The sequence below is a fragment of the Moraxella lacunata genome (assembly GCF_002027545.1).
Taxonomy (GTDB): Bacteria; Pseudomonadota; Gammaproteobacteria; order Pseudomonadales; family Moraxellaceae; genus Moraxella; species Moraxella lacunata.
Genome location: NZ_MXAN01000055.1, coordinates 36,955 through 63,884 on the forward strand (window position 1 = coordinate 36,955; position 26,930 = coordinate 63,884).

Genomic DNA, 26,930 nt, shown 5'->3' on the forward strand with positions numbered 1-26,930 from the left:
CGATATTTTGCGAATTTTGGGTGTGAAATGGGGTAAATAAGATGAGTTTTGGCATAATTTTGGCAAAATAACGCAATATTTGAGCGTGGATTGTGATAAAAGTAACAAAATATTGCAAAAGACATCCAATGTAAAAAGGGGTGGGGGTAAATTTTGCAAAACTTTACATTTAACACCACAAATACGCACAGTTTTTTAGAAATATTTTGTTACTATACACACATCGGCACTGATGATGAATTCGTCAGATGGCGACATAATAAACAAACTCGGTGCTTGCACCATAATTGGAGAGAAACCATGAAAACATTAAACAAAGCCCTACTAGCTCTTGGTGCGTCATCACTATTGGCAATGAGTGCCAGTGCTGCCGTGAGCTACGGTGTTAATGGTGTAGGGCAACCTTACATCGGTGTTAAAGCAGGTCAAATTGACGTAGATGTAGATGGTGCTAACGCTGACAAAGCGACAGCTTATGGCGTGTACGGTGGTTATAACTTCGACCAAAATTTCGGTGTTGAAGCTGAATACCTAGGCACTGATGATGCAGACATCACCACAGCGACTCGTAAGGGTGAGTACGATGCCAAAACTTATGGTGCTTATGGTACTTACCGTTATCAGTTCGCAGGTAGCCCTGTATATGCCAAAGGCAAATTGGGTGTGGCAAAAACCGAAGCCAAAAGCACAAGCGGTAACATCGTACTAGACCAAGACAAAACTTCTGTCGCTGGTGGCGTGGGTCTGGGTTTCCAACCAACCGCTAACTTCGGTATCGAAGCAGGCTATAACTACTTAAACTCTGATGCGAACATGTGGGGTATCGGTACTCACCTAACTTTCTAAGTCAAACTGAGCAATATCAAGAACAACCGTAAAGCGATTTACGGTTGTTTTTTGTTGTTCAAAGTATCGTAAACTCAATTATAATCGTTTAACTTCAAAATACACCACCAAAGGGCGTGTTCAACACGCCCCTACAAGGTATTTTTCAAGATTTGGCATTGGTGCAAATTGGGCTTAATTTACTATAAAATATCGTAGTTAGGGCGTGTTGAACATTGATAACATTCTTATAAAATAAGATGAAAATTTGACAATTTCAATCAATTTTTGCATGAAAAATGGCTAAATCTTGTTTTTCATCGTCAAAAACTTGTCTGATAGAATGACTATCAGCCTGCGTTTTTTCCTTGAAAAACATGCGATTTTTCTCATTTTTCATTGCAAATACCAAAGTTCAACACGCCCTAATAAAAAAGGGGCAAATCATCGCCCCAATTTTTTTATTTTAGTATTTTTTATTTTTGCTTGCTATGGTGATTTTATCGTTGCTGTCGCCATGACATTGCCATGCTCTCTCATCTCTAACACAAGCCCGTTTTCATCATCGCTAAGCACATGCCAGTCGCCCACGCCTTTGGGTAGACCGTTGGCGGTGACGCTGATGCATTTATTTTTTAGGCGAATCATCGGTGGGGTGTGTTTGTAGATGGTGCTTTGCCCGTCTTGCTGGATGATTTGCCCTGCAATCACGCTCGCCTGTGAGCGGTGGGGGGCGACATAGCGACAAGGCACGCCATCAATGCTGATACAGTCGCCTAGGGCGTAGATGTCAGGCACGCTCGTTTGCAGGGTTTGGGGATTGACAGCAATGCCTGTGTGTTTGTTAAAGGTCAGATTGGCACGCAAGGGCAGGCGTTCGTGAACGTGAAGTCCTGTGGCGACGATGATTTCATCGACCAACAAGGGACTGACCGTCTCGCTGTCGCAGTCAAATAAGTCAATCTCATAGCCGTGTGCGGTGGCATTTACGCCTTTGACCATGCTATGACCAAGCCAATTTACCCCAAGGGCTTCGATGGCATTTAAAATCCGCTCGCCCGCCACGGCAGGCAGTAGGGCGGATAAAGGTCTGGGGTGTACGTCAATGAGACTGACCTTGTGACCTGCCTTTATCAAATCTTCGCTCAGCTCAGTGCCAATCATGCCTGCCCCGATGATGGCGACGTGCTTGGGGGTGGTTAGGCGAGATTTGAGTTCGTCAAACCGCTCCAAGTGATTGACGTGCCATGCCATCTCTTTGGCGATGGTGGGCGGATAGGCAGGGCTGGCACCGATGGCAAGAATGAGCTTATCATAATACACCGTGCCACGGGTGGTGTGCAGGCTCTGGGTGTGGGTGTCAATGTTGGTGACGTAGGTGTTGGCAAGTAGGCGTACGTTATTATCAAGGGCGGACTGACTGCCCGTGGCACGCACCAGTTCGGCTCGTCCCTTGCCTTGAGATAGGGCGACCGACAGCATGGGCTTGTGATAGCGGTCGGCGTCATCGGCACTGATGAGTGTGATGAGCAAATCCTTGTCCAAAGCACGCAAAGCGTCTACCATCGCCCAACCTGCAAGACCTGCCCCAACGATGACCACGCCACGCTCGGTACGGTCAAAGACGACAGCAGGGGCGACGTGGCTCGTCTCTTCATAAGGCTCAAAGTCGCTTTTGCGTACGCCACATAGTGGGCATTGCCAATCATCGGGAATGTCTTCAAAACGAGTGCCAGCAGGCAAGCCATCTTCGGGGTCGCCTAATTCTTCATCGTAGATATAGCCACAGGCAAGGCAGATGAATTTACGCCATGCACCACGACCATCGGTGGGGGAAGTTGTCATGATTACCTTTTTTATATAAATTTAAATGAAATATTCAATCGGTTTAACTTTGGGTTCATCCATCAGCTGATGAGACAGATAACGCAAATGCTTGATGGCAGGCGTGACAATCGCCACAAACTGGGCTTCACGCAGACGGCGTTGGGGGTGGGCGGTCATCAGATAGCCTTTTGCTCCTTGGTGAAGCATGGCAGATTGGGTGGCTTTTAGGGTGAGCATTGCCCCTTGTTCACGCACGTTTAGCACGTCTAAGAAAAACTCTTTGTCGCTGTTAAAGGGGTCTTTGCCAAGGCTTAGGGTTTTGGCGACCAGATTGTCAAGCTCCAAGGTCAGACTGCCTGCTTGGTCTTCTAAAAAGGCGTTGGAGACTGCCGTGCCTTCTTTGATGTCATCAATGGCTCCCATGATAATCCCTGCCCCGATACCAAGTTGTATGAGTACAAACGCCGAGCGAATACGGGCGATAAAATCTTTGCAGGGCAAGGCGATGATGTCATCGGTGCCGATGGGGTAGTCGGTCAGCTCAATGCGTAGCGTGCTAGACCCTTCCATACCACTAAACGCAGGGCAGGGGTGCAGTCGCCATGAGTCTTGGCGTGCCTTGTCAAACTGCAATAGGAAAAATACTTCATCGTCCGTGCCGTCTATCTGTGCCACGGCACCGCAGTATTGACCGTCTTTGATGTGGCTAATCCACGGCAGGATACCGCTGACTTTGTAGCCGTTGCCGTCCTTTTTGGCGACAAATTTCATGTTCTCGATGTTCGCCCATGTCTTCATCGGGTTGGACAGAGCGGTACCGCCAAAGGTGTTGGCAAGGGCGTGGTTGTCCAAAAACTCGCCCTTTAATAGGCTGTTGTCCGATTGGTCAATATACAGCCCCATCACCTGATGACACCACGTCAAAAAAGCGGTCGTGCCACACACTCGTCCCACGTTGGCATTGGCAAGGATTGCCAAATCAAAGCGGTTGCCGTGGGCGTTTAGGTGTGGGGCGAACAGCCCTGCCTTGCCCAGCTCTGCCATCTCGGCAAGGGGGTAATAACCCTTGTCAATATCGATAACCTTGGGGGCGATGTGCGTGTCGGCGAGTGTGGCGATGTTGTCTAAAAAGGCGGTTTGGTCGGTAAAGTGAAACATGAAAAGGCTCTTATGTCGTTTTGGAATAAGTGGTATTATAAAATGAAAGAATGGGCTTATTATTTTCCGATTTGGCATAAGTATAGCATATTTGGGAACATGGCGATAGGAGTGTGTACATTTATTCGCACTCGCCATGTATCATCTGCAATATATTCCCCACCTTATCCAAACATTCTTGGTATTCACTCTCCCTATCCGATTTTATGGTAATACCGCCCCCTGCCCAAAGTTCCGTCTTTTGCCATTTTTGCAAAGTGCGAATGAGTACATTCCAATTGCCCGTACCGTCAAAATTCATATAACCCATTGTCCCACAATACGCCCCACGGGGGGAGATTTCTAATTCATGAATAATCTCGCACGCCCGTTTTTTGGGTGTGCCTGTGATTGACCCTGCGGGCAGACTGCCAAATAAGACTTCTAAGCCATGCACGTCTTTTAATTGGGCGGTAATGGTGCTAACCATGTGATGTACGTTTTTAAAACTTTCAATGGCAAAGCGTTTGGGGGTTTTTACCGTGCCGATATGGGCGTATTTTCCTAAGTCATTTCTGAGTAAATCCACAATCATTAAATTTTCGCTCATGTCCTTTTCGCTGTTTGCAAGTTCATTTTTTAACGCATTGTCTATATCAGCGTTATTATGGCGTGGGCGTGTGCCTTTTATGGGTTTGGTGATGATATGAATGTTATCATTGATTTGATGAAATTCAAAAAACAATTCAGGCGATACCGATAAAATTTCAAATCTGCCCAATTTTAAATACCCTGCAAATGGAGCATTGATTTTATCTTGCAGTTGGGGCAAATGACTGACTAAATTATCCAAATCCGCTTGCCATTTTTGGGTAAGGTTAATTTGATAGGTGTCGCCTGCTTTGATGTATTCTTGGGTTTGGTTAAAGGCGTGATTATAATCTTGCTTTTGCCATGATGAAATAAATTGTGCAGGTTTTGGTTTTGGTAATTGTTGATTTAATAACTCAGTTAAATTATTTTTTATTTCATCAAAAATCTCTTTATCGGCATTGATGCCAATCAATTCAAACCCATGCTTGCACGGTTTTATATAAATGTCATAATGCCCAAAATAGGCACAAGGCTGGTCAGGCTTGATAGCGATGTTAGGATTTAATTCATGAGCCGATAAGTCATAACCGATAAAACCCATTAAGCCGTGCGTATAGTCGCCTTGGCGTGTGGGACTTGGGGCGTGGGCTTGGCAGTAGGCGATAAGCTCGTTTTGCCAATCGGTATAGGTGGTGGGGTAAGTGTGGTTGTCGTTTTGGCGAGTTGTTTTGTGAATGGATAAGCCATTTGCAAAGACGGCAGTCCACGAAACAGCAGGGCAAATGCCGATGATGGGGCGATGGGCGTTGTGCAAAAAACACACCTGCCAATCAGGGCGGTGCGTGGCGATGAGTGCGACAAGCTGGCTTGGGGTGTGCGTGGTGGTAATGGGGTGTGTGAGCATTTTTAAAGGGTAAGGAAAAAGGGAGATTTTAAAGGAAAATGAAAAAAAGGGAAAGGGGTTTGGCGTTGATTTTGAGTTTGACAAGGGGTAGTATGGGCGATATAATGCAACTAAATACAGTTACAAGGCAAGCCATGACCAAAAAAGATAAGCTAAAAGCCAAGTTGCAAGGCGATATTAGCACCTTTGTGTTTAGTGATTTGGTAACGCTATTATCACAATTCGGCTATGAAATGCACGAGCGGGCAGGGTCAAGGGTTATTTTTATTCATGTCGATGACGACAGCGACCGCATTCACTTGCACAAACCCCACCCCGAAAATACCATTAAGGGCGGAGCATTAAAAGCAGTCAAAGCCTATTTGAGCGAAAAAGGTTATTTTGACGAACCCCAAACCGAACAATCAACGAACCAAAATTAGACAAGGAGCCAAACGATGATGACTTATAAAGGCTATGTGGGCGAATTTGAGCTGGATAATGATGATGAGATGTTTTATGGCAAGCTCATCGGTATCAATCAGCTTGTTACCTTTGAAGCCGACAACGCCCACGACCTAAAACAGGCGTTTTATGACAGCGTGGACGATTATTTGGCGTTTTGTGATGAGCGGGAGATAGAGCCTGACAAGCCATTTAAAGGGTCATTTAATGTACGCATTGACAGCGAGTTGCACCGCCGTGCTTATATGGCAAGCCGTGATAGCAGTTTAAATGCTTTTGTGGGGCAAGCCATTAGCGAAAAGTTAGGGCGAATGTCGGTGTCTGTTTGATAGGTTTAAATTTTGTGGGGGTAATTTTTGGGCAGGATAGATTGCCATTTACCCCTACAAAATTTCTCAAATACAAACCAAAACCCAACTTCATAGCAAGTTGGGTTTTTATTTTAACCTTTAAACTTCCTAACAACCAACGCCGAATTTGTCCCACCAAAACCAAAACTGTTGCTCATGGCGGTGTTAATCTCGGTTTGACGTGTGGTCTGGACGATGTCAAAAGGCTTGGCTTTTTCGTCCATGTCGGTAATGTTAATGCTTGGGGCGATAAAGTCGTTGTTCATCATCAGCACGCAATAAATCAGCTCTTGCACGCCCACCGCTCCTAGGCTATGCCCTGTCATGGATTTGGTTGAGCTAATGGGCGGGGTTTTGTCCGCACCGCCAAACACGTCTGCAATGGCGTGTAGCTCCGTGATGTCGCCAAGCGGTGTTGATGTGCCGTGCGAATTGACATAATCCACCGTATCAAGCCCTGCCTGCGACAAGGCGATTTGCATACAGCGAGTTGCCCCTTCTCCGCTTGGGGCGACCATTTCCGATCCGTCTGATGTTGCTCCATAGCCCACGATTTCCGCCAAAATGTTCGCTCCACGAGCCTGTGCGTGTTCTAAGCTCTCCACGACCACCATACCACCACCGCCTGCGATGACAAAGCCGTCTCGGGTGGCATCATACGGGCGACTTGCAGTGGTGGGCGTGTCGTTGTAGCTCGTACTCATCGCCCCCATCGCATCAAACATACACGACTGCGTCCAATGCTCGCTCTCTGCTCCCCCTGCGATGACCATGTCCGCCTTGCCAAGCTGAATTAGCTCCATGGCATGACCGATACAATGACTGGACGTGGCACACGCAGACGACAGAGAATAGCTAATGCCTTTAATCTTTAACCCCGTGGCAAGCGTGGCAGACACCGTGCTACTCATGATTTTTGGCACTGCCATTGCTCCCACGCCACGAAGCCCCTTGGCTTTCATGTTATCCACCGAGCCGACCACATCTGCCGTGCTTGCCCCGCCTGAGCCTGCCACGACCGCCACACGCACGTTATCTGCCACATCATCAAGGGACAGACCTGCGTTATCTATGGCGGATAAGGCGGACACATAGGCGTATAGGCTTGCGTCTGACATAAAGCGTTTTAGCTTGCGGTCAATGCCTGACACATCAAGCGTGCTTTGGTCAATAGAGCCCGACACGCACGATTTAAAGCCATTATCGGCATAGCTTTGGTTAAAGATAATGCCTGATTTGCCGTTTTTTAGGTTGCCTGTAACGGTGGCTAAGTCATTGCCAATATTTGAGACAATGCCCATGCCTGTGATGACGACTCTTTTCATAAATATTTTCCAAAATGTTTACAAATGTAATGCTGATATTGTAACAAATTATGACTTAAAAAGGTAAAATTTTCAATCAAATTTATCATACACACCAAAAAGGGCAAAAAAGAGCATAAAAAACGGCGACCGTAGCCACCGTTTTATTGTCAAATAATCCCTAAAAAGGCATGTCATCATCTGCCACGCCACTGGCTGACGGTGGGGTTACCGCTTTGGGGGCGGGTTTGTCGCCCATGAATGGATTGGCTCCATTTTGGGTGGGGGCGTTATCCTGACCGCCTTGCCCAGTTTGACCGCCTTGATTGGCATTTTGGTTCATGCCTTGATTGGCGTGCTGTGGGGCTTGCCCGAAGCCTTGATTGGGGTTGTTATTTTGGTAGTTTGGGGTATTTTGCCCAAAGCCATTTTGGGGCTGATTATTAAAGCCGTTTTGATAGCCACCTTGTTGCGGTGCACTGCCACCAAAGCCATTATTGCCTTGATAACCGCCATGTTGACCGCCTTGGTTGCCCCATTGGTTATTTTGTTGGTTGTTGTAGCCACCGCCAAAGTTGCGGTTGTTGTGGCCTTGATTGCCCTGCCAGTCGCCACCATTGCCGCCGCCATTGTTATCACGTCTGTCAAGCATTTGCATTTGATTGGCTCGCACTTCGGTGCTATAACGCTCTATGCCTTGTTGGTCGGTGTATTTGCGAGTGTGCAGACTGCCTTCGATATAAACAAGCGACCCTTTGCGTAGGTACTGAGCAGCAATCTCGCCCAGACGGTTAAATAGGCTGATACGGTGCCATTCGGTTTGCTCTTTTTGCTCGCCTGTATTTTTGTCCGTCCAGCGGTCAGAAGTCGCCACGTTAATACTGGTCAAGCTACCGCCATTTTGGAATTGACGTACTTCTGGGTCTTGACCCAAACGACCAACGATAATCACTTTATTAATACTTGCCATGATAGTCACTCAACTTTTGATGTTTAAAAATAATGATTTGATTAGTTCATAAACTAAGATAAATTTGTTTTAAATAAACGGTTAAATTCACATATTTAGCGTTACGATATTTTCACTAAATGGATTTGCTTTTTGGTTTTGTCTTTTGGCATGCCATCGCTTTTATTTGTGCATTGTGTTGCCATTATCTGATGTCATCGATGACTAATTAAAATAAGTCAGAATAAGATATCCTGACTTATTTATTTGCAGTCAAGGTAGGGCGTGTTGAACATTGATAACATTTTATAAAAATGAGGTAAAACTTATTGTTTTGTCAATTTTTGCATGAAAAATGGATAAATCTTGTTTTTCATCGTCAAAATCCTTGTTGATATTTCAATATCAACTGCGGACTTTTCCTTGAAAAACGGGCGATTTTTCTCATTTTTCATTGCAAATACCAAAGTTCAACACGCCCTAATAATCTCTTATCTTATTTTACTGCTTATTTTACTTTGTAGTCTTCTAGTTTTTTGCCTTTGGCTAGGGCTTCTTCTAACCAACCTGGCTTACGACCACGACCTGCCCAAACATTTTTTGGGTTTTGTGGGTCACGGTAAGCAACTGACGCTTCTTTGTGAGCTTTTTTGCCTACTTTTAGAATCTCTTCGATGGTGGTGCCGTTTTCTTTGGCAATTTGTTTAAATTGCAAGTAAGCGTCTTTTAGACCTTGGGCTTGCTTTTGTTTGATTTTTGCTTGGGCATCTTTGGTAAGTGCTTCTAGCTGTTCTACGCTAAGTGCGTCAATATTTACATTAGACATGGTATTTCCTCTTTAAAATAACCGTGAGAATAATCAAAGGCAAATCCATCAATGTGCATACATCAATACGTCCGATGATTATTGGTGGTGCCAGTTGGGATATTTTAGGTTTATTAAAAATAAATTTAAAATATCTCTATTTAAAAAGATAAAAACGCTGATTTTTATCGCATGATTATATTAACACATTTTATTTTAAAAATACAAATCATTTATTCGCCTTTTTGGGGCTTTTTAACACTTTTTTATCGGTTTTGACAAATTGAGCATTATCGATATTATCAATGACCGCTTTATCAGGACTGTGATATTCATTAAGCAAAGACGTGGAATGATAAGGCACTAAGGCAGACGGCACAACTGATTTGGCGGCGTCAATGTGCTTAATAGAATCATCAAAAAAGATATGCGGGGCAAATGTTTTTAATACCCTTGTTTTTTCAATACCGCCCAAGAAAAACGCCAAATCCACATCCACGCCCCACTCCCTTAATGTCTTAATGGCACGCATGTCGGCAGGGGCATTACGAGCGGTCACAAGGGCGATACGAATCGGGTTATGAGTGCTGTCTAGGCTGTCGTGGGGCAGGCTCTTTTGTAGGGCGGAGAGCTTGATTAAAAAGTCGGCATAAGGACCTTTGTCAATGGGCAAATCCGCCATGCTCTCTTCGCGATGATGAAAGGCTTGTAGCCCCTCTTGTTTGAACACCAGCTCGCCTGAGTCGTCAAACAGCACCGCATCCCCATCAAAGGCAATGCGAAGCTGTTCGGTGTCCAGCTCCAATATCTCCACAGGCGTGGCATCCAGCACCGCACAGGCACACAGGCGAGCATCGGTGACGGCTTGGGCATCATCGACGTTGGTCGTCAAAAACAAATCCACATCAAAATCATCAATATAGTCCGCCACACTCGCCCCCGAGATGAATGCCGAGCGAGTAATACCCAAACCATGCGTGCGTATGGCGTTTAGCACTTGTATGCCTAGGTCGGGGGTGGATTTTGAGACGATGACGACTTCGACAAAAGGCGACTCATCGTGGTAGTCTTTGGGCGGTTGGTATTTGTTTAGGTTTAGCAGGGCTTCGATGAGTGGGTAGCCTGTCCCTTTTTGTAATGGCTCGTTTTCGACCGATTTCATGTAGTCGCTAAACCGAGCAGATGCGGTGGCTTTGTCTTCTGCCAAAAAGCGTTTTAACATCTCATCATGCTCTTTTAGGTCAAATAATGCCGTCGCTGAGATTGCCACGATGAGTGTGTTTGAAAAATTAACCGCCATGATAAAGTCCTAGTTTTAAATAAATGTAAGTCGTATTTCACTCTCAACTTAAAATTACAACTTATTGATTATTCAATAAATATTTCTGAGTTGTGGGGGCGAATTGCAATTCGTCCTTGATTAAATCAATCACTTATACAAAGTTGAGAATGGGATTAAGGCGTGATTTTAAGATTTATTTATAATGATTAAATGGTTATAAAAAGGGATATAAAAATAGGTGGGTAAATTTTGCCTTTATTAATATGGTTAATGTATGGATTTTTAAATATGAAAAATTCCACCAAACGCCATTTATCTGTTATGTTTATCCATCACGTTTAATTTAATCCATGAAAAACAACCATTTCAAACAACAAACACCTGCCCCAAAATCAAAAACCCATCCACAGGACAGGCTTTTTACCAAATCATCTTTATGGCAAAATAAAATAACTGCAAACAGCAAACCAGCGACAAGCCCCACACCACCGAGCGAAAGGTCGCCAGATTCATGGCATACGCCACACCATAGATAAGGCGTAAGACGACATAAAGCCACGCCATACCATTGACCACGTTTTGGGGGACAAAACAGTACATGGCGACCAGCACCGCCCCGATAAAGATAGGCAGGCTCTCAAAACTGTTGGCTTGCACGGCATTTAGGCGAGCCGATAGCCCTGTGGTCTGTGCTAGGAACGCTCGTGGGTTTTGGTTGTCGGTTTTAAAGTCAAATCCGCTAACCATCTTTGCCAAAAACGCAAAAACAAAAGGCAACACACAAGCGACCATGAGAGCCACAATCGCATAATGTGTGTCATAAGGCACGTGCAAAATCCAGTTCATGCTTATGCAGTCGCCACAATTTTAAAATCATGGGTGATATTCACCCCGCCATCAGCGAGCATTTTTGACGCTGAGCAGTATTTATCCGCTGATAGTTCAATGGCTTTGGCAACCTGTGATTCTTTGATGTTCTCGCCTGTTACGATAAAATGCAGATGAATGTCGGTAAATACCGCAGGCACGCTGTCGGCACGGCGGGCGGATACTTCACAGCGAACATCGCTAATGGCTTGGCGGGATTTTTTTAGAATGCTCACCACATCATAACTGGCACAACCGCCCAGCCCCATTAGGATAAGCTCCATCGGTCTTGCCCCAAGCTCTTGGGCTGAGTCAAGGATAACTTTATGCCCCGAACCGCTTACGGTCTCAAAATTAATCGCTTCGTTATTTAGCCATGTTACACTGGCACTCATGTCGCTCATGGGATTACCTTTTTTGATAAATTTTAATAAAAATAATGGCTCTGGTTCAAAAAGTATGCTACAAGGAAAACCGTTCGTGGTGAGCTTGTCGAACCATAACGGTTTTCCTACCCGCAGGCATGGCTCAGGGCGAACGGAAAACCTAATTCAGCATACTTTTTAGACCGCTACCAAAATAATTAAACATAATGGGGCATTGTAGCACAAAATGACAGAGCGGTAAATTTTTGAGCGTTAAAGGTTGGGTTTGATTTTTGTGCATTTTGACAGTATTTTGACAATAATGACAATGATAAATAGGTTAATTTTGCCAACAAACACGCCCAAAATCGGCATTTATTGCCATTATTTACCATTTGCAACATTTTTAAGCAAAATAATGTTACACTTTTTGGTAAAAATTTGGTTTAATAGACAGCAATAATTTGCCAAAATTTTGGCGTTCTTTCAATTTATTACATTAAGGTTGGTCATGATTGATTCAGACGGCTTTCGAGCCAATGTCGGTATCATCTTGGCAAATACAGAAGGGCAAGTGCTTTGGACAAAACGAATCGGACACGACAGCTGGCAATTTCCACAAGGTGGGATTGACAGGGGTGAAACACCGCTTGATGCGATGTACCGTGAATTGTATGAAGAAGTGGGCTTATGTCCGCACCACGTGGAAGTGCTAGGGGTAACGCATGACTGGCTTCGTTACCGCCTGCCCAAGCGTTATGTGCGACTGGGGCAAGAGCCACTCTGTATCGGGCAAAAACAAAAGTGGTTTTTGCTACGCTTAGATGAAAAAAACACCGACTTTATCCGCTTTGACACCGCAACCCCTGAGTTTGACGAATGGGCGTGGGTGAGTTACTGGTATCCTTTGGGGCAGGTTGTGCCGTTTAAACGGGGCGTGTACCAAAAGGCATTGTTAGAACTTGCCGAGCGGTTGCCCCTAAAAAAGGGGCTAAGGCTTTGATAAGGCTGTGATATAAGTTAAGTCATAAAAACAAGTCATGATAGTCATGGCTTGTTTTTTATGGGGGTATAAAAAAACCTGCACAGGGCAGGCTTTTGGGTGTGTTTGATATTATAAATGCTTGTTTAGCAATTCAACAAACTCTGACTTAGGACGGCTACCAACCACGGTATCGACTTTCTCGCCATTTTTGAACACGAACAAAGTTGGAATGCTACGAATGCCAAAGCGTGCTGATGTCTCTGGGTTGTCGTCTACATTAACTTTGACGATTTGGAATTTGTCGCCATATTCGGCATCTAGGTCTTCTAGGACAGGGGCAATGGCTTTACATGGACCGCACCACGCCGCCCAAAAGTCCACGAGAACGGGCTTGTCGGCTTGTAGTACGTCTTGGTCGAAGTTGGCATCGGTGGTGTTAATAATGCTCATGGGTATTACCTTTGTAAATAAGTGAATGTGTGTATAATGGGGGTGTCTTGATGACTTTCAAGTGTGTGATGATAAGTCCTATTAATCGGTGGATTAGGGCAAATCAAATCATCGCAATATCCCCAAAACTTCGTGCTATAATAACAAACTTTTTGGCAAATGATGATTAAATTTACAAAAATCATCAATTCGCCCCATTAATCCAAATCATTAAACTATCATAAAACCCATGACCGACCGCCACGACCGCCTATCTGATGACAAAATCTCCCTGATGAACGCCCAAGAGCGTGAGTATGATGATGAATTTTTTAAAAATTTTATCCGCTCAATCACCGTCTATGAAGACGATGACATTTGGGTGGGGGATAAGCCGGCAGGGCTTCTTAGTGTGGACGGACGCACGTTGAAGGTGAGCTTGCAATCACGGCTGCTGCGGGTTTATCCCAATATCAAGCTCATTCACCGCCTTGATATGGATACCTCAGGGCTGATTATTTTTGCCAAAAACGAACACAGCCAAAGCCACATTGCCAAGCAGTTCATTGACCGTATGGTCAGCAAAGAGTATCAAGCGGTGGTGTTTGGCACGGTACTGGCGGACGACAAAAAAGGCGTGATTGACGTGCCCGTCCGCTACGAGCCGACCACTAAGCCCCGTCATATCGTGGACATGAGTTGGAGTAAGCGAGCCTTGACGCATTATGAAGTCATGCACCACGAGCTACGCACCGATAAGGCAGGTAAGGCTCATGCCGTAACTCGTCTGACTCTACGCCCTATCACGGGCAGAAGTCATCAGCTACGAGTTCACTGTGTTCATATCGGTCATGTGATGATTGGCGACCCGATTTATGCTGAAAATACTGCCTTGGAGCTTGCCCCACGTCTCAATCTGCACGCCCACAAACTTCGCCTAAAACACCCCACGCATGGGGCTTGGCTGGATTGGGAAAGTGAAGTGCCGTTTTAAGGTGTTATTAAAAAGGCTTAAATTGGGGTGTGGGGTAATTTATTCATGCTAAAATTGTTGTCATGGGGGTGGATGTGATTTGCCCTTGCATGCCTATCATTTACCCATTTTAAAAATTTACAAATCCCTTTGCAAAATCAGTGCGTCCGTTTGCCCCCATTCGTCTTTATAGTACCCTTTTCGCACGTCTATTTGATAAAAGCCATGTCGCTCATACAGACGTATGGCGGACGAGTTGTCGGCTCGCACTTCTAAGAGTATCCGCTCTGCCCCTTTGTCCTTACCTAATTTGACAAAATCGGTCAGCAAACCACCGCCCACGCCCTGCTGTTGATAACGGCTGTCTGTGGCAATGCGTAAAATCTCTGCCGTCTCAAAAACGATTTGATAAATACAATAGCCGAGCATTTCATCATCGTCATCACAAGCGATAAGCACCCCCGCCCCAAACTGCCCCAGCACCGAATGCACCGCCAAGCCGTCCCAAGCGTCATCAAACAGCTCACGCTCCACCCGTGCAATGTCGGACACATAGCCTGATGATTGGGCGGTGTCGGGCGTGGCAAAATTTAAAAAAACTGTCATAAAAGTTACATGATTTCGTGGCTAAATATGTTATGATAACTCAAACATTAAGATTTAACCAAATTTTTTATAAAGAGAAACGCATGAAAAAAACACCAACGTGGAACGACCCCAACGCCACCGATGAAGCCAACAAATATCAAAACCCCATTCCCTCTCGCCTGCTTATCTTACAAACTGTCGCCCAAATGAACAATGACGGCAAACCTGCCACGGCGGAGAGTTTGGGACTGCATTTTGAGATTTTGGGCGATGATGAGCGGTTTTTTGCCCTAACCAACCGCCTAAAAGCCATGCTACGGGACAACCAACTAGAACGCACGGACGGCATTCATTTTAGCATTGCCCCCCTACCCACCACCGTAACAGGCAAGGTATCAGCAAGTGCCAAGGGCTTTGGCTTTGTCGTGCTTGATGATATGCCCGACCTATTTATCCATGAAAAGCAAATGCGTGTGGTCTTTGACGGCGACACGGTAGAAGCAGTTGCCACCGAGTTTCGTGGCAAGCCTGAGGCCCGTATCCAAACCGTGCTACACCGTGCCAGCACCGAATTTGTGGGCGTGCTTGATAGGGATGATGACGGCTATTTTGTTCAGTTATCAGGGGCGAACGCTCATCAGCCCATTACTCTAAGTGATGATGATGTGTCTTATCATGGGGTAAACGTGGGCGATAGCGTGAAAGTTGCCATCATTGACATGCCCACTTATCAAGAGTACGCCACAGGTAAGATTGATGAGATTTTAACCAACTTAAACGACCGTGAGCTTATCATCGAGACGACCTTGCTAAACCACGCCATACCGCATGAGTTTAGCAAAGCCACCCTAGAACAAGCCGACAGCTATGGCGAGCCAACCGAGACAGATTTTAAAGGGCGTGTGGATTTGAAAGATTTGCCACTTATCACGATAGACGGCGAAGATGCACGTGATTTTGATGATGCAGTCTATGCTTGCAAACGCTCTGGCGGTAACTACCGTGTTGTGGTTGCCATCGCTGATGTCAGCCATTATGTAACCCCCCAATCTCCCCTTGATGTGGATGCTTATGAGCGTGGTACGAGTGTGTATTTTCCTCATCGTGTTATCCCCATGCTCCCAGAGGTCTTATCCAATGGCTTGTGTTCGCTAAACCCAAAAGTGGACAGATTGTGTATGGTTGCTGATATCAAGCTGTCTCGGGCAGGCAAGATAACAGGCTATGAGTTTTATCCTGCGGTCATGCATTCACAAGCACGACTCACCTATAATCAGGTAAATGCTTATTTTGACGACCCCACCAACGAAACCCTGCCCGATGATTTGGTCAACAATCCTGATGTATGTAAATCGGTAGATACCTTGTATCAGCTTTATCAAATTCTAGATAAAAGACGGGAAGAGCGTGGTGCGATGGCATTTGAAACTGCCGAAAGCTACATCGTATTTGGCGAAGACGGCGACATCAAAGACATCAAAAAACGCACACGTGGTGATGCCCATAAGCTCATCGAAGAGATGATGCTCCTTGCCAATACTTGTGGGGCAAATTTTGCCTTAGAACATAAATTACCCGTCTTGTATCGCAACCACGACAAGCCCAGCGATGAAAAGTCCGCCAAACTGTCCGAGTACGTCAAATCGTTTGGGCTGTCTTTTCCCACCGAGTCGCCCACCCATGCCGACTATCAGCGTATCATCAAAGCAACCGAAGGGCGAGCGGATACCGAGAGCATTCACTCCATGCTCCTTCGCTCCATGATGCAAGCGAATTACAGTCCTGACAACATCGGGCATTTTGGCTTGGCGTATGATGAGTATAGCCACTTTACCAGCCCCATTCGCCGCTATCCTGACCTCATGCTCCACCGAGCCATTAAGGATAAGGTTACCAATACCAAACCCAAAGCTACCATTTATAAAACCCTAGATGACGCAGGCGAGCAGACCTCCAACACCGAACGCCGTGCCGAAGAGGCATCTCGTCATGTAGAAACATGGCTAAAATGCCATTATATGCAACGGCATTTGGGCGATGAGTTTGTGGGGACGATTACCACCGTAACGAGTTTTGGTTTGTTTGTTACGTTAAATGAATTGTTCATTGACGGACTGATTCACATCTCAAACCTATCTGCCCAGTACTATGAGTACAACGAGCGTGAACAAGCCCTGATTGGCGAGAAAGGCTCAACCTTTAAATTGGGCGAGGAGCTTAACGTCAAAGTGGTAGGGGTTAATATGGACTTATTGCAAGTGGATTTTGCGTTGATGGAGAAAGTGGGGGGTGAGAAGATGGCAAAACCTACTAAGAGAAAAATGAGTGGCAAAAAAAGATAATTTGTCTTATCAAAGTAAAAGACAGATAATTCACCTTTATTGGTCAAACGATGAAATAAAATAAAGCCAAAAATGAGATAAAATTTTTGTATTTTTAGTCATCATGTTTTTATCATTTAGAAAATATTAATAAACATTGACGAATTTTAATTCATATTTATCAATAACTTATATCATGATAAATTCATTAAAATTTTTATGGATTTCTCCAAAAATGACTTGCATTTGAACGTATGGGGTGTATAATGACAAGACTTGATATTAATTAATTTAATCAACGATGATAATTTTTATAATTTGTTTTTTTGAATTAGTTTATCTTGTCTATTATCCATCGTATTGGTTTTTGTGTGTCAGAACACAAATGTGCAAAATGGGGGAGCTAAACCATGCTAGACATTACTCAATTTAACAACATCCTAGATGAATTACATGCCAACTCTACTGAAATTGAAGCCTCAGCCATCATCACCGACGATGGCATGATGATGGCATCACATCTGCCTGTGGCGGTCAACGAAGAACGCATCAGTGCCATGAGTGCTGCCTTACTGTCAGTCAGTGAACGCATGATTGAGACGCTACTTGGCAACAAAAGTGAACGTGTGATTGTGCAAAGTAAAGCAGGCTATGTCATCGTCAGTGCCACGGCCAAGAACTTACTATTGACTGTCATGGCATGTCCAAGTGCCAAACTGGGTATGGTCTTTCATGACATCAACAAAACATCGCAAAGCGTGCAAGAGCTGCTAAACGGTCAAATGGCATAGGCAGTACCACACAATCAAAAGACGGCAGATAATGCCGTTTTTTTGACCATATCATTTATAAAACCACAAAAAACTTTACAATCATTCACTTATTTTTTAAAATAATCATTTATTCACCGATTAGGTCATCATTGATTGGGGAGAAATCATGTTGCCAGCCAAGCCAATCACTCGTCAGGACATCGCTCATCTGTTTGATTTACCGCTCATGGATTTGCTCATGCAAGCCCAAAGCGTTCATCGCAGGCATTTTAATGCCAACGAGGTACAAATCAGCACGCTACTATCCATCAAAACAGGTAACTGCCCTGAGGACTGTGGCTACTGCTCGCAGTCGGGACATCATCGTGATAAGACAGGGCTAACCGCAGAAAAACGCCTTGAAATCCAAAAGGTGCTAGCGTCCGCTCGCCGTGCCAAAGCATCAGGCTCATCTCGTTTTTGTATGGGGGCGGCGTGGAAACACCCATCGGCAAAAGATATGCCGTACTTGGTGGAGCTTATCCGTGAAGTCAAGGCATTAGGGCTTGAGACGTGCATGACACTAGGTATGCTAAAACCCGACCAAGCCCAGACACTGGCAGACGCAGGGCTTGATTATTATAATCACAACCTTGATACATCTCGTAATTATTATGGTCAAGTAAGTAGCACCCGTTCATATGATGACCGTTTAGAAACCTTAGAATATGTGCGTAATGCAGGCATTAATGTATGCAGCGGCTCAATCGTGGGTATGGGAGAGAGTCGTGATGATAGGATTGATTGGGTGCATGAACTCACCACCATGCCCATACCGCCCCAGTCCATTCCTGTGAACTTACTCGTCCCCATCAAAGGCACACCACTGGGTGATAAGGTGCTACAAGAGGGCAGATTGTCCGTCATTGAATGGATACGTACGATTGCGGTAACTCGCATTTGTTGTCCAACAAGCTACGTACGCCTGTCAGCGGGACGTGAGAGTCTTACCGACGGCGAACAGGCATTGGCATTTATGGCAGGGGCAAATTCGTTTTTTTATGGTGATAAGCTTTTAACCACAACCAATCAATCGCAAGCTAATGATGATAGGCTCATGGCGATGCTTGGGCTTATCGCTCAAAAACCTACCCCCAAACCCAAAATCATCAATGCCATGACAGGCAGGGCAGAGTGTGATGAATGTGATGATTTGCCACAGGATTGTCCGTCATTGGTATAACGGCAGTAGAGTGAGGGCATGGATTTGATAATAAATAAAAATTTATTATTTTGTAATTACAATGAAAAACAATTATTATCGTGCAAAATTCTTAAAGATTTGTTAAAATACGTGTACACATCTATCAGCACCTTGGATTTACCATGAAAAAAATAACACTTTCTTTTGCCTTATGTGCAGGATTATTTGGATGCACGGACAAACCCACCGAAACGCCTGTCTCAACAGAAAGTCAGCCCACAACCACCAGCGAACAAATACCGAGCAATCTACCCAGTGATGCGCCCGTGGTCAGAGTTGTTACATCGGGCGTTTTACCACCTTTGACTTTTTTAGATGAAAAAGGCACTTTAACTGGTATAGATGTGGATATCATACATGCCATTGGTGAAAATCAAGGCTTTAAGGTGGAATTACACAAAGAGGTGTTTGTTGATATGTTGCCAGGCTTAGAATCAGGCAAATATCAAGCGGTGATTAGCGGTCTGTCCCCATCTCCTGAACGCATTGCCAAATTTAATCCTACCAATGCTTACTTACAAAACCCATCTGTCATCATGCACCAACCCAACCTTACAGTGACAGACGTTGCAAGCCTAAAATCCTTACGTGTGGCGACCATGAAAGACACCACACAAGAGAAGATGATTAATGAACTTGCTCCTGCTTCACACGAAGCGGTAGAAACTGTCTTTCAGCTATATCAAGGATTGGTTCAACAAAAGTATGATGCTGTACTACAAGATAAATATTTTTTGGAATACATCGCCACCAATTACCCCGACTATCAAATGAACGTGGTGGAGTATGACAAAACACCCAATGCAGCCGATATTGTCATCTATACCCAAAAAGGCGACCAAGAATTATTAGATAAGATTAACGCAGGCATTAATAACCTACAACAGTCAGGTGAGATTGACAGAATCATCTCAAAGTATCTGACTGTACCTACTGCCAACTAATCCAATTGCCGTGTTTTTATACATCAAAGCCCTACACATCATCGCCATGGTGTGTTGGTTTGCAGGGATTTTTTATTTGCCACGGCTGTTTGTTTATCATGCCATGAGTGAAGATAAAATCAGCCAAGAGCGATTTGCCATCATGGAACGTAAGCTCTATCGTGGCATCATGAATCCATCCATGATGGTAACATGGATACTGGGGCTGTCGATGGTTATTATGAATTGGCAAATCTACAAGTCCCAAGGCTGGCTACACGCCAAAATCACGCTCGTTATCCTGCTCACCATCTATCACATCGCTTGCGGACGATTTCGCCTTCGCCTTGCTGATAATCCCAAGCTAAAAACGCATGTCTACTGGCGGTGGTTTAATGAAATCCCTGTCTTTATCTTGATTGCTGTGGTGATTTTGGTGGTGGTAAAACCATTTTAATAAAACAAAAGCGATCATGAGTAACATGTTAAAAACATAATGTTATAATATTGTCATTTGCTGATACCAGAATGTAAGAAACTACCACCAAATGATAACTTGACCACCCATTAAAATAAGTGTACACTGGTTTTGTATTCACCTACCATCAGCTAGCCATGATTACCACTGCCCTTGACCTTGTCCGTACTTACGTCACAGGCGACATCTGTCCTATCAAGGCATTAGATACACTGTATGAGCATATCGATGACACCCCCAATGCGTTCATCAGTCTGACCAAAAAGCTTGCCTAGACCCAAGCCCAGTCCGACAAAGTCCGTTGGTAACAGGACAATCCCTTATCCATATTTGATGGTGTGTCCATCGCCTACAAAGACTTATTTGACATCAAGCACGCCATCACGACCGCAGGGGCAAAGCTCAGAGCAGATGCCCCTGCCACACAGGACGCCCATGTTGTCTCAACCTTGCACCACATGGACTTGACTTGTGTGGGCAAGACCAAACTGTCCGAATTTGCCTATTCAGGATTGGGGCTAAACCCCCATTTTGGCACCCCGACCAATGTCACTAGCCCTGACCACATGGCGGGAGACTTATCATCAGGGTGAGCAACGGTGGTCGGGCGTGGCATTGTCCCACTTGCCATGGGGGCGGACATCGCAGGCTCGATTTGTATCCCTGCCAGTTTTAATGGCTTGGTGGGATTTCGTACCAGTCGTCAGTGTTATGATAAACAAGGCGTATTTCCCCTAGCTGGCTCACTAGACACCTTAGCTCCTATCGCTCATCAGAGCAATCGCACTACAAAATTTTACATAAAATTGATTAAAAATCAAGCAAATTTAGCATTTATAGTTACACTCTGCAAAATGAAAAAGTGCCACGCTTTCCACTCATGGTGAGCCTGTCAAACCATAAAAGAAACCGAATTTTTGACAAGCTTAGGGCGAATGATTTGTGTAGTAAAATTTAGGGCGTGCCTGCCCTTTATAACACTATTTACAATATAGGAATATTTTAGAAATAAACTAATCGTTTTTGCATGAAAAATGGCTAAATCTTGTGGCTCGAAGTCAAAAGCTCGTTTGATAGAACGACTATCAAGCTTCACTTTTTCCTTGAAAAACGTGCGATTTTTCGTGATTTTCATTGCAAATACAAAAGGCAGGCACGCCCTATAGTCAGCACCCCGACACATGGATGAAGCCTTTGGTGCGTGGACAAGAGGGAATTTGATTCAGATTCTTGTCAACTGGCATTCGGACGATTTGCCCCTGATGATGTTCATCAAAAAATCGCCAAACTCACACGCCTTTGTAAGGTGTGAGCTTGACAAGATGGTGCTTAGAGTGCATATGTTTTGTCAACATTGTGGCATGGCGAGAATGCTCCATGTGTGGACTTATTGAAGAAAAAAGCGACTGGACGGCAAGCCTGTCTGATTTGCTATCTCGCCAATAACGTTATCGCAGGCTAAAACTCATCAATGCCCTTGCCAGGTCTTAGTGCATACAGATTTTTGATGCCATGGCGTGAATTATTTGGTGCAAACCCCAGCAGGCAAGCAACTCATGACAAATGGATTGAGTGAGTTGTGGGGTCAAATTCACACGCTGACAGGCAGTTCTATTGATGTGTTAGATGAGCATTTTTTAAATGCTTTGGAAGCATGTTCATGAACAAAATCCCCATTCACGTGGCTACAGGGTTTTGGGCAGTGGCAAAACCACCTTTATCTAGCAAATCCTAAAAAGCGATAAAAATGCTAAAACTTTGGTGTTCATCAATGAGTTTGGCGAAGTGGGGCTAGATGACTTGTTGGTCAAGCCTATCAATGACAACACTTACCTGCTGTCATCAGACTGTATGTGTTGTACTATGCTAACCGACCTTAAAGATGCTTTGCTGTCTTTGCTTGATTTGGATAAAGAGGATCTTGTCTTTGATAAAATACTCATCGAGACCATAGGGTTTGCCAATCCTGTATCTATCTTATCTACTCTGACCCAAGACATGCACCTAAAAGGGCGATTTGCCCTACACGGCATGACCAACGCCATTGATGCTCAACACGCCCGTGCCCAAGCGACCACTGCCCCAAACATCTGTTGGCGTACATGTGGCATGATGATATCTCTCGGTTCGTTATGATAGTATGCGGGCTTCATCTGGCAGATATTGAGCGTTTGGCAAAGACGGTATTACATTATCTGAGCAAGACATGATTAATACGCTTATATCAAGTATGTCAAGCTCTCATTTTGACCCAATCACAGCCATTTTGTAAACAGTAAAATGGCAAGTTGGGATGAGCCAAAACAGTGCCTAAATACAAAAACGCCCCAGTTGGGGCGAAATTTGCTGATATTTTTGTTTGGGTTTTGCCCATCATTTGCTAAAATTCAAAGATGGGCAGACATGAGATATGATTAAAAATCAGACTGTCAAATCAAGATACCAAATTTAAGGTGTGAGTTGGAGCAGGTTCTTCGCCATTTTCTATGTCACGAAATTCTATGGTGTCTTTATCCATATAAATCAAATAAGGAGACATATCAGATTGACCCTCTGGATGTAGCAATACATATCTGTTATCCAGACCATTGATGTCATAAGTTCCTTTGGTCGTTACTTGACCATCGGGCTTATCTAGGTATTCTTGTTCCATCACAAATGTGCCATCAGCATTTAGCGTCAAATTGGTCTGAATACCTGGGCAATCAGCACAAGGCAACATGCCAGAATAGGCAGATTTAGGTAACACGCCCATACCATCGACAACAGCCACCTCAGGTTGTTGACTTTCATCAATAGCGGGCTGCTCAACGGTTTGAGTGCTGATCTCTTCTTGGACGGTACTGCTTTGAGTTGCACTGTTGTCTGCGTTGTTACAAGCGGTCAGTGACAACATTGCCAACATGGTAATTGCGATGGATGACTTTGCTTTCATATTCATATCAAAAATCTCTTAAAAATTTAGGGTATGCCCCCTTTCGCTTTAACACAATATGACGCAATTTGTATTTTAAAAAGCAAAAGGGTAACAATTCCCTGAATATGATAACATAAAATTGTTATCTTAACAATAAAATTATCTCAACCGATAGCCAAATCATCGGTTTAACAGTTGTCAATTTTGTCATTAGCACCACTTAGGCTGTGCGGTATGTTTTATGACGTTAAAACTGTTGATTGGGTATACAAATTTCATGCAAGGGATAATTACCAAAATCATCGCTGTCCTTGCCCAGTCTTTGTAGTGCTGCTTTATCCGTTACATAATATTCAATGGTCTGTTTGACTGTTTCAAATGCCAGGTTTTTCATGTCTATCTCATCGGGGTAGAACAGTCCACATTCTAAGCTTTCTATGCCCACACCAAATTTACCATCTTGTAGGTTGGCAAGATACATGGCATGAATTTGTCCCCATTGCGGTACATCAAATAGGGTGTATAATTTTAAATCAACCGCCACGCCATCGGCCTCTTCTGCTGTTTCACGTTTTGCTCCGTCCGCCATGGTTTCGCCATTTTCCATAAAGCCCGCAGGGAGCGTCCACAGTCCATAGCGTGGCTCAATGGCACGTCGGCACAGCAGGATTTTGCCTTGATGAATGGCAAGCACCCCACAAATCATCTTGGGATTTTCATAATGGATATAAGCACACGATGTACATACCAAACGTTGGCGAGTGTCGCCGTTTGCTATGGCATGTGTAGCGGGCTGACCGCATTGTAAGCAAAAGGACATAATGATATGATAAGCTAAATATCACAAGTTTAAATGAAAATGAGTAAAATGACAAATGATTTTATAGACAAACAAACGGTCAATGTGCCTGATTCGCACCGCTTTTATCCGCTCGCCCAAGCCTTAGCGGATTATCGTGGGGCGGATATTTTGCCCTTTACGGATAATAATGAGCTTTTGACAGGGCTTGTGCGTGAGCAAGCGATAAAGCGGTATGATAAGCTCGTCAAGTCAAGCCCTTTACCGCAGGCGTGCGTGCTTGTCGTCATCACGGACGAACCCACGCCAAAACTACTCTTAACAAGGCGGTCAAATCATCTTAGTAGCCATGCAGGGGAGGTGTCGCTTGTTGGTGGCAAGCGTGATGAGACGGACATATCATCGGCAGATGTCGCCTTGCGTGAAGCGTGCGAAGAAGTCGGGCTACATCGGGCGGACGTGGAGATTTTGGGGTATTTGCCCATGCAAATCTCCAAAAGTGGCTTACTTGTCCGTCCTGTGGTGGCAAGCATACCGCCTGATGTGGTGGGGTCGCTCACGCCTAATGATGATGAGATAGCACGGCTGTTTTGGTTACCCTTTGATGTGCTATATGGCACGCCTGTGGATTTTGTCTTTGACCGTCAAATCACGCACAGCACCGCCAAACTCCACACCCCTGCATGGGTCTATGACTGTGATGATGACGGCACGCCCGAAGTGGTGTGGGGGCTGACAGGAAGGATGCTATCAAGCCTTATGGAGATTGGCTTTGGGGTGGGGCATGAGTGGTATTATCGGGTGCGTTAAAACTTATCCGCCACATCATCAAAACCTGTAATCTCATCGCCGACAAGCTCCATAAATATCGCACTTGGATAATGGTGTGCGACATGAGATTGTAGGTAATCTTGCGTGTCCGTGCTGATGTCGGGGTCGGTGTCAAAATGATGATTGAACACCACGCCCCATAGCGTCAAGCCCCGAGTCTGTATCGCTTCTAGGGTGAGTAGGGTGTGGTTAATACTACCAAGCCGAGCAGACGTTACGACTAGCACAGGATAACTCTGCGTAGCGATATAATCCAGCGTCAATACATCATCTGTCATCGGCACAAGCACACCGCCCGCCCCTTCGAGTAGCACGATGTCAAAGCGTGCGTTTAGCCTAGCGGTGGCGTGCGTGATGTCGTCTAGATTTATCGTGCGGTTTTCTAGGCGTGCCGATAGGTGGGGACTGGCAGGCTTGACAAAGGTCAAAGGACAAGTCGTGCCGTCCGTATCCACGTCCATGAGTGGCACATTCATGAGCGTGCGGTGGGTTCTGATGTCATCGGCTATCGGTGTGGCAACGCCTGTCTGTATCAGCTTTTGGGTGATGACGGACTTGCCACATGACAGCAGATGACGAGCCAAAATGCCTGTGGCGTACGTCTTGCCGATGTCGGTGTCTATGCCTGTGATGAATAGGGTGGTCATGGCGTGTCTCCGTCAAAATATTCTTTTAAAAGCTCAATCAATCTACCACATAATTCCCCCAACTCTTCATCGCTCATCACATACGCAGGCATAAGATACACAAGTTTGCCAAAGGGTCGCACCCAAATGCCATATTTTGGCAACAGTGCCTGAAAAATGGGCATGATTATCGGCTCTTTCATCTCAATCACGCCTATCGTCCCAAGCACTCGTACGTCCGCTACTTGTTGCCATGATGTTAATGGCGACAGGTGGGCAAAGAGCTTATCCTGCATATCACGAGCGACAGTCGGGCTATCCATGTCTAGTACCATATCAATGCTAGCACACGCCACCGCACACGCCAAGGGATTGCCCATAAAAGTTGGGCCATGCATAAGAGCAGGGTAGGGGCTGTCATGAATGGCATTTGCCACTTTATCGGTGGTCATGGTTGTCCCAAAGCTCATATAACCGCTTGTCAGTGCCTTGCCAAGGGTCATGATGTCAGGGCAGATACCTGCGTGATTGACCGCAAACATCGCCCCACTTCGCCCAAAGCCTGTGGCTATCTCATCACAGATGAGCAGGACATCATAATACTGGCAAAGGGCGTGCAAATGCGATAAATACTCAGGCGAATAAAACCGCATACCACCTGCCCCCTGTACAATTGGCTCAATGATAAACCCTGCCAATCTGTCATGATACCGCCCAAAAAACCTATCCATGTCAAGCCGTGTCTCATCATCTAATGGCGTATCAAAACCCAAAGGTGGGGACGGCAAAAAATACTGCGTGGGGAGCTGTTTGCCATACATGGCGTGCATACTATTCACAGGGTCGCACACGCTCATGGCGTGCCATGTGTCGCCATGATAGCCCGAGTGGGTGCTGGCAAAGGTGTTTTTGTGGGGCAGACCCCGTGCCAGCTGGTATTGCAGTGCCATTTTTAGGGCGACTTCCACCGCCACACTGCCACTGTCGGCATAGAATATTTTGGTCAAGTTTTTGGGAGTGATGCCCAAAAGTCGCTCGCCAAGCTCAATGGCAGGGGCGTGGGTGAGTCCGCCAAACATCACATGGCTCATCTTGCCAAGCTGTTCTGTCATGGCGTGGTTTAGGCGGGGGTGGTTGTAGCCGTGAATGCTCGCCCACCATGACGACATGCCGTCTATGAGTGGCGTGCCGTCCGCCATGTAGAGCCGTACACCGTGGGCGTGGCTGATGAGATGATTGTCATAGGCAGGTGGCAGACTGGCATAGGGGTGCCAAAGGTGGGTGCGGTCAAAATGGATAAGGTCGTCTGATTCCATGAGTATGATTTTCCAATATTCACAAATGGGTATGGTTTATCGGTGATGATTTTGGACGGATTTGTAGCAACTGTA

General features: G+C 45.2%; 31 protein-coding genes and 1 pseudogene. 16 read left to right on the plus strand and 16 right to left on the minus strand.

All coding sequences use genetic code 11. From position 1 onward, the window contains the following. Positions 1-300 precede the first annotated feature (300 nt). Positions 301-846 carry a porin family protein gene (locus B5J94_RS08345; protein WP_062499850.1) on the plus strand — a complete coding sequence of 182 codons (546 nt, stop codon included), beginning with the start codon at positions 301-303 and terminating at the stop codon, positions 844-846. Between the two features lie 256 nt (positions 847-1,102). Here B5J94_RS08345 and B5J94_RS15025 read toward each other — a convergent pair whose 3' ends face one another. From B5J94_RS15025 to B5J94_RS08360, 4 genes are all read right to left on the minus strand, one after another. After that, entirely contained in the window at positions 1,103-1,225 is a 123-nt protein-coding gene (locus B5J94_RS15025) for a hypothetical protein (RefSeq protein ID WP_265734267.1), read from the minus strand. Between the two features lie 89 nt (positions 1,226-1,314). Continuing rightward, on the minus strand, positions 1,315-2,670 hold the full coding sequence (locus B5J94_RS08350; protein ID WP_062499851.1) for an FAD-dependent oxidoreductase: 1,356 nt from the start codon (positions 2,668-2,670) through the stop codon (positions 1,315-1,317). A gap of 21 nt (positions 2,671-2,691) precedes the next feature. Continuing rightward, positions 2,692-3,810 (minus strand): acyl-CoA dehydrogenase family protein, encoded by a 1,119-nt coding sequence (locus tag B5J94_RS08355; protein ID WP_062499853.1) that lies wholly within the window; start codon positions 3,808-3,810, stop codon positions 2,692-2,694. Positions 3,811-3,931: 121 nt separating this feature from the next. Further along, positions 3,932-5,287 carry an anthranilate synthase component I family protein gene (locus B5J94_RS08360; RefSeq protein WP_062499855.1) on the minus strand — a complete coding sequence of 452 codons (1,356 nt, stop codon included), beginning with the start codon at positions 5,285-5,287 and terminating at the stop codon, positions 3,932-3,934. Positions 5,288-5,421: 134 nt separating this feature from the next. Here B5J94_RS08360 and B5J94_RS08365 point away from each other — a divergent pair, with 134 nt between their 5' ends. Both B5J94_RS08365 and B5J94_RS08370 read left to right on the plus strand, forming a co-directional pair. Continuing rightward, the gene (locus B5J94_RS08365; protein ID WP_062499861.1) at positions 5,422-5,709 is read left to right on the plus strand and encodes a type II toxin-antitoxin system HicA family toxin; all 288 of its coding nucleotides are present in this window, start codon (positions 5,422-5,424) and stop codon (positions 5,707-5,709) included. A gap of 15 nt (positions 5,710-5,724) precedes the next feature. Continuing rightward, on the plus strand, positions 5,725-6,060 hold the full coding sequence (locus tag B5J94_RS08370) for a type II toxin-antitoxin system HicB family antitoxin (RefSeq protein ID WP_062499857.1): 336 nt from the start codon (positions 5,725-5,727) through the stop codon (positions 6,058-6,060). Positions 6,061-6,173: 113 nt separating this feature from the next. On the opposite strand, the gene B5J94_RS08375 is transcribed toward B5J94_RS08370, so the two are convergent. The 6 genes from B5J94_RS08375 to B5J94_RS08400 form a co-directional block, all read right to left on the minus strand. Then, the gene (locus tag B5J94_RS08375; RefSeq protein WP_062499859.1) at positions 6,174-7,406 is read right to left on the minus strand and encodes a beta-ketoacyl synthase N-terminal-like domain-containing protein; all 1,233 of its coding nucleotides are present in this window, start codon (positions 7,404-7,406) and stop codon (positions 6,174-6,176) included. A gap of 160 nt (positions 7,407-7,566) precedes the next feature. Beyond that, entirely contained in the window at positions 7,567-8,355 is a 789-nt protein-coding gene (locus B5J94_RS08380) for a single-stranded DNA-binding protein (protein WP_079364057.1), read from the minus strand. Between the two features lie 487 nt (positions 8,356-8,842). After that, on the minus strand, positions 8,843-9,160 hold the full coding sequence (locus B5J94_RS08385) for an H-NS histone family protein (RefSeq protein ID WP_062501429.1): 318 nt from the start codon (positions 9,158-9,160) through the stop codon (positions 8,843-8,845). Between the two features lie 208 nt (positions 9,161-9,368). Continuing rightward, positions 9,369-10,439 carry a 5'-nucleotidase gene (locus B5J94_RS08390; RefSeq protein WP_062501431.1) on the minus strand — a complete coding sequence of 357 codons (1,071 nt, stop codon included), beginning with the start codon at positions 10,437-10,439 and terminating at the stop codon, positions 9,369-9,371. Positions 10,440-10,841: 402 nt separating this feature from the next. Beyond that, positions 10,842-11,267 (minus strand): MAPEG family protein, encoded by a 426-nt coding sequence (locus tag B5J94_RS08395; RefSeq protein WP_062501433.1) that lies wholly within the window; start codon positions 11,265-11,267, stop codon positions 10,842-10,844. 2 nt (positions 11,268-11,269) lie between these two features. Next, on the minus strand, positions 11,270-11,683 hold the full coding sequence (locus B5J94_RS08400; protein WP_079364061.1) for an OsmC family protein: 414 nt from the start codon (positions 11,681-11,683) through the stop codon (positions 11,270-11,272). Between the two features lie 481 nt (positions 11,684-12,164). On the opposite strand from B5J94_RS08400, the gene B5J94_RS08405 reads away from it, so the two are divergent. After that, positions 12,165-12,656 (plus strand): RNA pyrophosphohydrolase, encoded by a 492-nt coding sequence (locus B5J94_RS08405; protein WP_062499708.1) that lies wholly within the window; start codon positions 12,165-12,167, stop codon positions 12,654-12,656. A gap of 111 nt (positions 12,657-12,767) precedes the next feature. On the opposite strand, the gene trxA is transcribed toward B5J94_RS08405, so the two are convergent. Next, on the minus strand, positions 12,768-13,094 hold the full coding sequence (gene trxA / locus B5J94_RS08410) for a thioredoxin (protein WP_197035900.1): 327 nt from the start codon (positions 13,092-13,094) through the stop codon (positions 12,768-12,770). 223 nt (positions 13,095-13,317) lie between these two features. Between trxA and B5J94_RS08415 the strand changes: the two genes are divergently transcribed. Then, complete coding sequence (locus B5J94_RS08415; RefSeq protein WP_062499704.1) at positions 13,318-14,061, plus strand: RluA family pseudouridine synthase; 744 nt, start codon at positions 13,318-13,320, stop codon at positions 14,059-14,061. Between the two features lie 117 nt (positions 14,062-14,178). Here B5J94_RS08415 and rimI read toward each other — a convergent pair whose 3' ends face one another. Continuing rightward, positions 14,179-14,646, minus strand: coding sequence for a ribosomal protein S18-alanine N-acetyltransferase (gene rimI, locus B5J94_RS08420; protein WP_062499702.1), 468 nt, complete (start codon positions 14,644-14,646; stop codon positions 14,179-14,181). A gap of 83 nt (positions 14,647-14,729) precedes the next feature. Here rimI and rnr point away from each other — a divergent pair, with 83 nt between their 5' ends. The 10 genes and pseudogenes from rnr (at position 14,730) to B5J94_RS08475 (ending at position 22,502) form a co-directional block, all read left to right on the plus strand. Continuing rightward, complete coding sequence (gene rnr, locus B5J94_RS08425) at positions 14,730-16,970, plus strand: ribonuclease R (RefSeq protein ID WP_062499700.1); 2,241 nt, start codon at positions 14,730-14,732, stop codon at positions 16,968-16,970. A gap of 389 nt (positions 16,971-17,359) precedes the next feature. Then, positions 17,360-17,740 carry a roadblock/LC7 domain-containing protein gene (locus tag B5J94_RS08430; RefSeq protein ID WP_062499698.1) on the plus strand — a complete coding sequence of 127 codons (381 nt, stop codon included), beginning with the start codon at positions 17,360-17,362 and terminating at the stop codon, positions 17,738-17,740. Positions 17,741-17,888: 148 nt separating this feature from the next. Then, complete coding sequence (gene bioB, locus B5J94_RS08435) at positions 17,889-18,944, plus strand: biotin synthase BioB (RefSeq protein ID WP_062499690.1); 1,056 nt, start codon at positions 17,889-17,891, stop codon at positions 18,942-18,944. 143 nt (positions 18,945-19,087) lie between these two features. Beyond that, a complete protein-coding gene (locus tag B5J94_RS08440; RefSeq protein ID WP_062499688.1) occupies positions 19,088-19,909 on the plus strand; it encodes a substrate-binding periplasmic protein in 822 nt (273 codons plus the stop codon). After that, positions 19,899-20,345 (plus strand): protoporphyrinogen oxidase HemJ, encoded by a 447-nt coding sequence (gene hemJ, locus B5J94_RS08445; protein WP_373280027.1) that lies wholly within the window; start codon positions 19,899-19,901, stop codon positions 20,343-20,345. The genes B5J94_RS08440 and hemJ overlap by 11 nt, the downstream gene beginning before the upstream one ends. 158 nt (positions 20,346-20,503) lie before the next feature. After that, complete coding sequence (locus B5J94_RS14205) at positions 20,504-20,641, plus strand: hypothetical protein (protein ID WP_156065141.1); 138 nt, start codon at positions 20,504-20,506, stop codon at positions 20,639-20,641. Positions 20,642-20,692: 51 nt separating this feature from the next. Then, positions 20,693-21,253: pseudogene (locus B5J94_RS14810) on the plus strand (amidase family protein). 294 nt (positions 21,254-21,547) lie between these two features. Next, a complete protein-coding gene (locus B5J94_RS14520; RefSeq protein WP_062500928.1) occupies positions 21,548-21,760 on the plus strand; it encodes a hypothetical protein in 213 nt (70 codons plus the stop codon). 123 nt (positions 21,761-21,883) lie between these two features. Then, positions 21,884-22,030, plus strand: a complete 147-nt coding sequence (locus tag B5J94_RS14815; RefSeq protein ID WP_227514718.1) for a hypothetical protein — start codon at positions 21,884-21,886, stop codon at positions 22,028-22,030. A 64-nt stretch (positions 22,031-22,094) separates the two neighbouring features. Beyond that, positions 22,095-22,502: a GTP-binding protein gene (locus tag B5J94_RS08475; RefSeq protein ID WP_115248194.1), complete on the plus strand. Its 408-nt coding sequence runs from the start codon at positions 22,095-22,097 to the stop codon at positions 22,500-22,502. Positions 22,503-22,800: 298 nt separating this feature from the next. Here the strand turns inward: B5J94_RS08475 and B5J94_RS08480 are convergent, their stop codons facing one another. Continuing rightward, on the minus strand, positions 22,801-23,307 hold the full coding sequence (locus B5J94_RS08480) for a copper resistance protein NlpE (RefSeq protein WP_228144567.1): 507 nt from the start codon (positions 23,305-23,307) through the stop codon (positions 22,801-22,803). 223 nt (positions 23,308-23,530) lie between these two features. After that, positions 23,531-24,103, minus strand: a complete 573-nt coding sequence (locus B5J94_RS08485) for an NUDIX hydrolase (protein WP_062500924.1) — start codon at positions 24,101-24,103, stop codon at positions 23,531-23,533. A gap of 48 nt (positions 24,104-24,151) precedes the next feature. Between B5J94_RS08485 and B5J94_RS08490 the strand changes: the two genes are divergently transcribed. After that, positions 24,152-24,892 (plus strand): NUDIX hydrolase, encoded by a 741-nt coding sequence (locus B5J94_RS08490; RefSeq protein ID WP_228144568.1) that lies wholly within the window; start codon positions 24,152-24,154, stop codon positions 24,890-24,892. Here B5J94_RS08490 and bioD read toward each other — a convergent pair. Then, positions 24,889-25,560, minus strand: a complete 672-nt coding sequence (gene bioD, locus B5J94_RS08495; protein WP_062500920.1) for a dethiobiotin synthase — start codon at positions 25,558-25,560, stop codon at positions 24,889-24,891. The genes B5J94_RS08490 and bioD overlap by 4 nt on opposite strands. Beyond that, positions 25,557-26,855: an adenosylmethionine--8-amino-7-oxononanoate transaminase gene (bioA, locus tag B5J94_RS08500; RefSeq protein WP_062500918.1), complete on the minus strand. Its 1,299-nt coding sequence runs from the start codon at positions 26,853-26,855 to the stop codon at positions 25,557-25,559. The genes bioD and bioA overlap by 4 nt, the downstream gene beginning before the upstream one ends. Between the last annotated feature and the right edge of the window lie 75 nt (positions 26,856-26,930).

Coding starts and splice junctions, on each gene's coding strand:
- B5J94_RS14205 (WP_156065141.1), top strand. CDS start 20,504: ATGATTACCACTGCCCTTGACCTTGTCCGTACTTACGTCACAGGCGAC.
- rimI (WP_062499702.1), bottom strand. CDS start 14,646: ATGACAGTTTTTTTAAATTTTGCCACGCCCGACACCGCCCAATCATCA.
- B5J94_RS08395 (WP_062501433.1), bottom strand. CDS start 11,267: ATGAACTGGATTTTGCACGTGCCTTATGACACACATTATGCGATTGTG.
- B5J94_RS08345 (WP_062499850.1), top strand. CDS start 301: ATGAAAACATTAAACAAAGCCCTACTAGCTCTTGGTGCGTCATCACTA.
- B5J94_RS08370 (WP_062499857.1), top strand. CDS start 5,725: ATGATGACTTATAAAGGCTATGTGGGCGAATTTGAGCTGGATAATGAT.
- B5J94_RS08360 (WP_062499855.1), bottom strand. CDS start 5,287: ATGCTCACACACCCCATTACCACCACGCACACCCCAAGCCAGCTTGTC.
- B5J94_RS15025 (WP_265734267.1), bottom strand. CDS start 1,225: ATGAAAAATGAGAAAAATCGCATGTTTTTCAAGGAAAAAACGCAGGCT.
- rnr (WP_062499700.1), top strand. CDS start 14,730: ATGAAAAAAACACCAACGTGGAACGACCCCAACGCCACCGATGAAGCC.
- bioB (WP_062499690.1), top strand. CDS start 17,889: ATGTTGCCAGCCAAGCCAATCACTCGTCAGGACATCGCTCATCTGTTT.
- B5J94_RS08480 (WP_228144567.1), bottom strand. CDS start 23,307: ATGAATATGAAAGCAAAGTCATCCATCGCAATTACCATGTTGGCAATG.
- B5J94_RS08385 (WP_062501429.1), bottom strand. CDS start 9,160: ATGTCTAATGTAAATATTGACGCACTTAGCGTAGAACAGCTAGAAGCA.
- bioD (WP_062500920.1), bottom strand. CDS start 25,560: ATGACCACCCTATTCATCACAGGCATAGACACCGACATCGGCAAGACG.
- B5J94_RS08440 (WP_062499688.1), top strand. CDS start 19,088: ATGAAAAAAATAACACTTTCTTTTGCCTTATGTGCAGGATTATTTGGA.
- B5J94_RS08485 (WP_062500924.1), bottom strand. CDS start 24,103: ATGTCCTTTTGCTTACAATGCGGTCAGCCCGCTACACATGCCATAGCA.
- bioA (WP_062500918.1), bottom strand. CDS start 26,855: ATGGAATCAGACGACCTTATCCATTTTGACCGCACCCACCTTTGGCAC.
- B5J94_RS08415 (WP_062499704.1), top strand. CDS start 13,318: ATGACCGACCGCCACGACCGCCTATCTGATGACAAAATCTCCCTGATG.
- B5J94_RS08350 (WP_062499851.1), bottom strand. CDS start 2,670: ATGACAACTTCCCCCACCGATGGTCGTGGTGCATGGCGTAAATTCATC.
- B5J94_RS08390 (WP_062501431.1), bottom strand. CDS start 10,439: ATGGCGGTTAATTTTTCAAACACACTCATCGTGGCAATCTCAGCGACG.
- B5J94_RS08490 (WP_228144568.1), top strand. CDS start 24,152: ATGACAAATGATTTTATAGACAAACAAACGGTCAATGTGCCTGATTCG.
- B5J94_RS08355 (WP_062499853.1), bottom strand. CDS start 3,810: ATGTTTCACTTTACCGACCAAACCGCCTTTTTAGACAACATCGCCACA.
- B5J94_RS08400 (WP_079364061.1), bottom strand. CDS start 11,683: ATGAGTGCCAGTGTAACATGGCTAAATAACGAAGCGATTAATTTTGAG.
- B5J94_RS08380 (WP_079364057.1), bottom strand. CDS start 8,355: ATGGCAAGTATTAATAAAGTGATTATCGTTGGTCGTTTGGGTCAAGAC.
- B5J94_RS14520 (WP_062500928.1), top strand. CDS start 21,548: ATGGATGAAGCCTTTGGTGCGTGGACAAGAGGGAATTTGATTCAGATT.
- B5J94_RS08430 (WP_062499698.1), top strand. CDS start 17,360: ATGCTAGACATTACTCAATTTAACAACATCCTAGATGAATTACATGCC.
- B5J94_RS08365 (WP_062499861.1), top strand. CDS start 5,422: ATGACCAAAAAAGATAAGCTAAAAGCCAAGTTGCAAGGCGATATTAGC.
- B5J94_RS08375 (WP_062499859.1), bottom strand. CDS start 7,406: ATGAAAAGAGTCGTCATCACAGGCATGGGCATTGTCTCAAATATTGGC.
- B5J94_RS08405 (WP_062499708.1), top strand. CDS start 12,165: ATGATTGATTCAGACGGCTTTCGAGCCAATGTCGGTATCATCTTGGCA.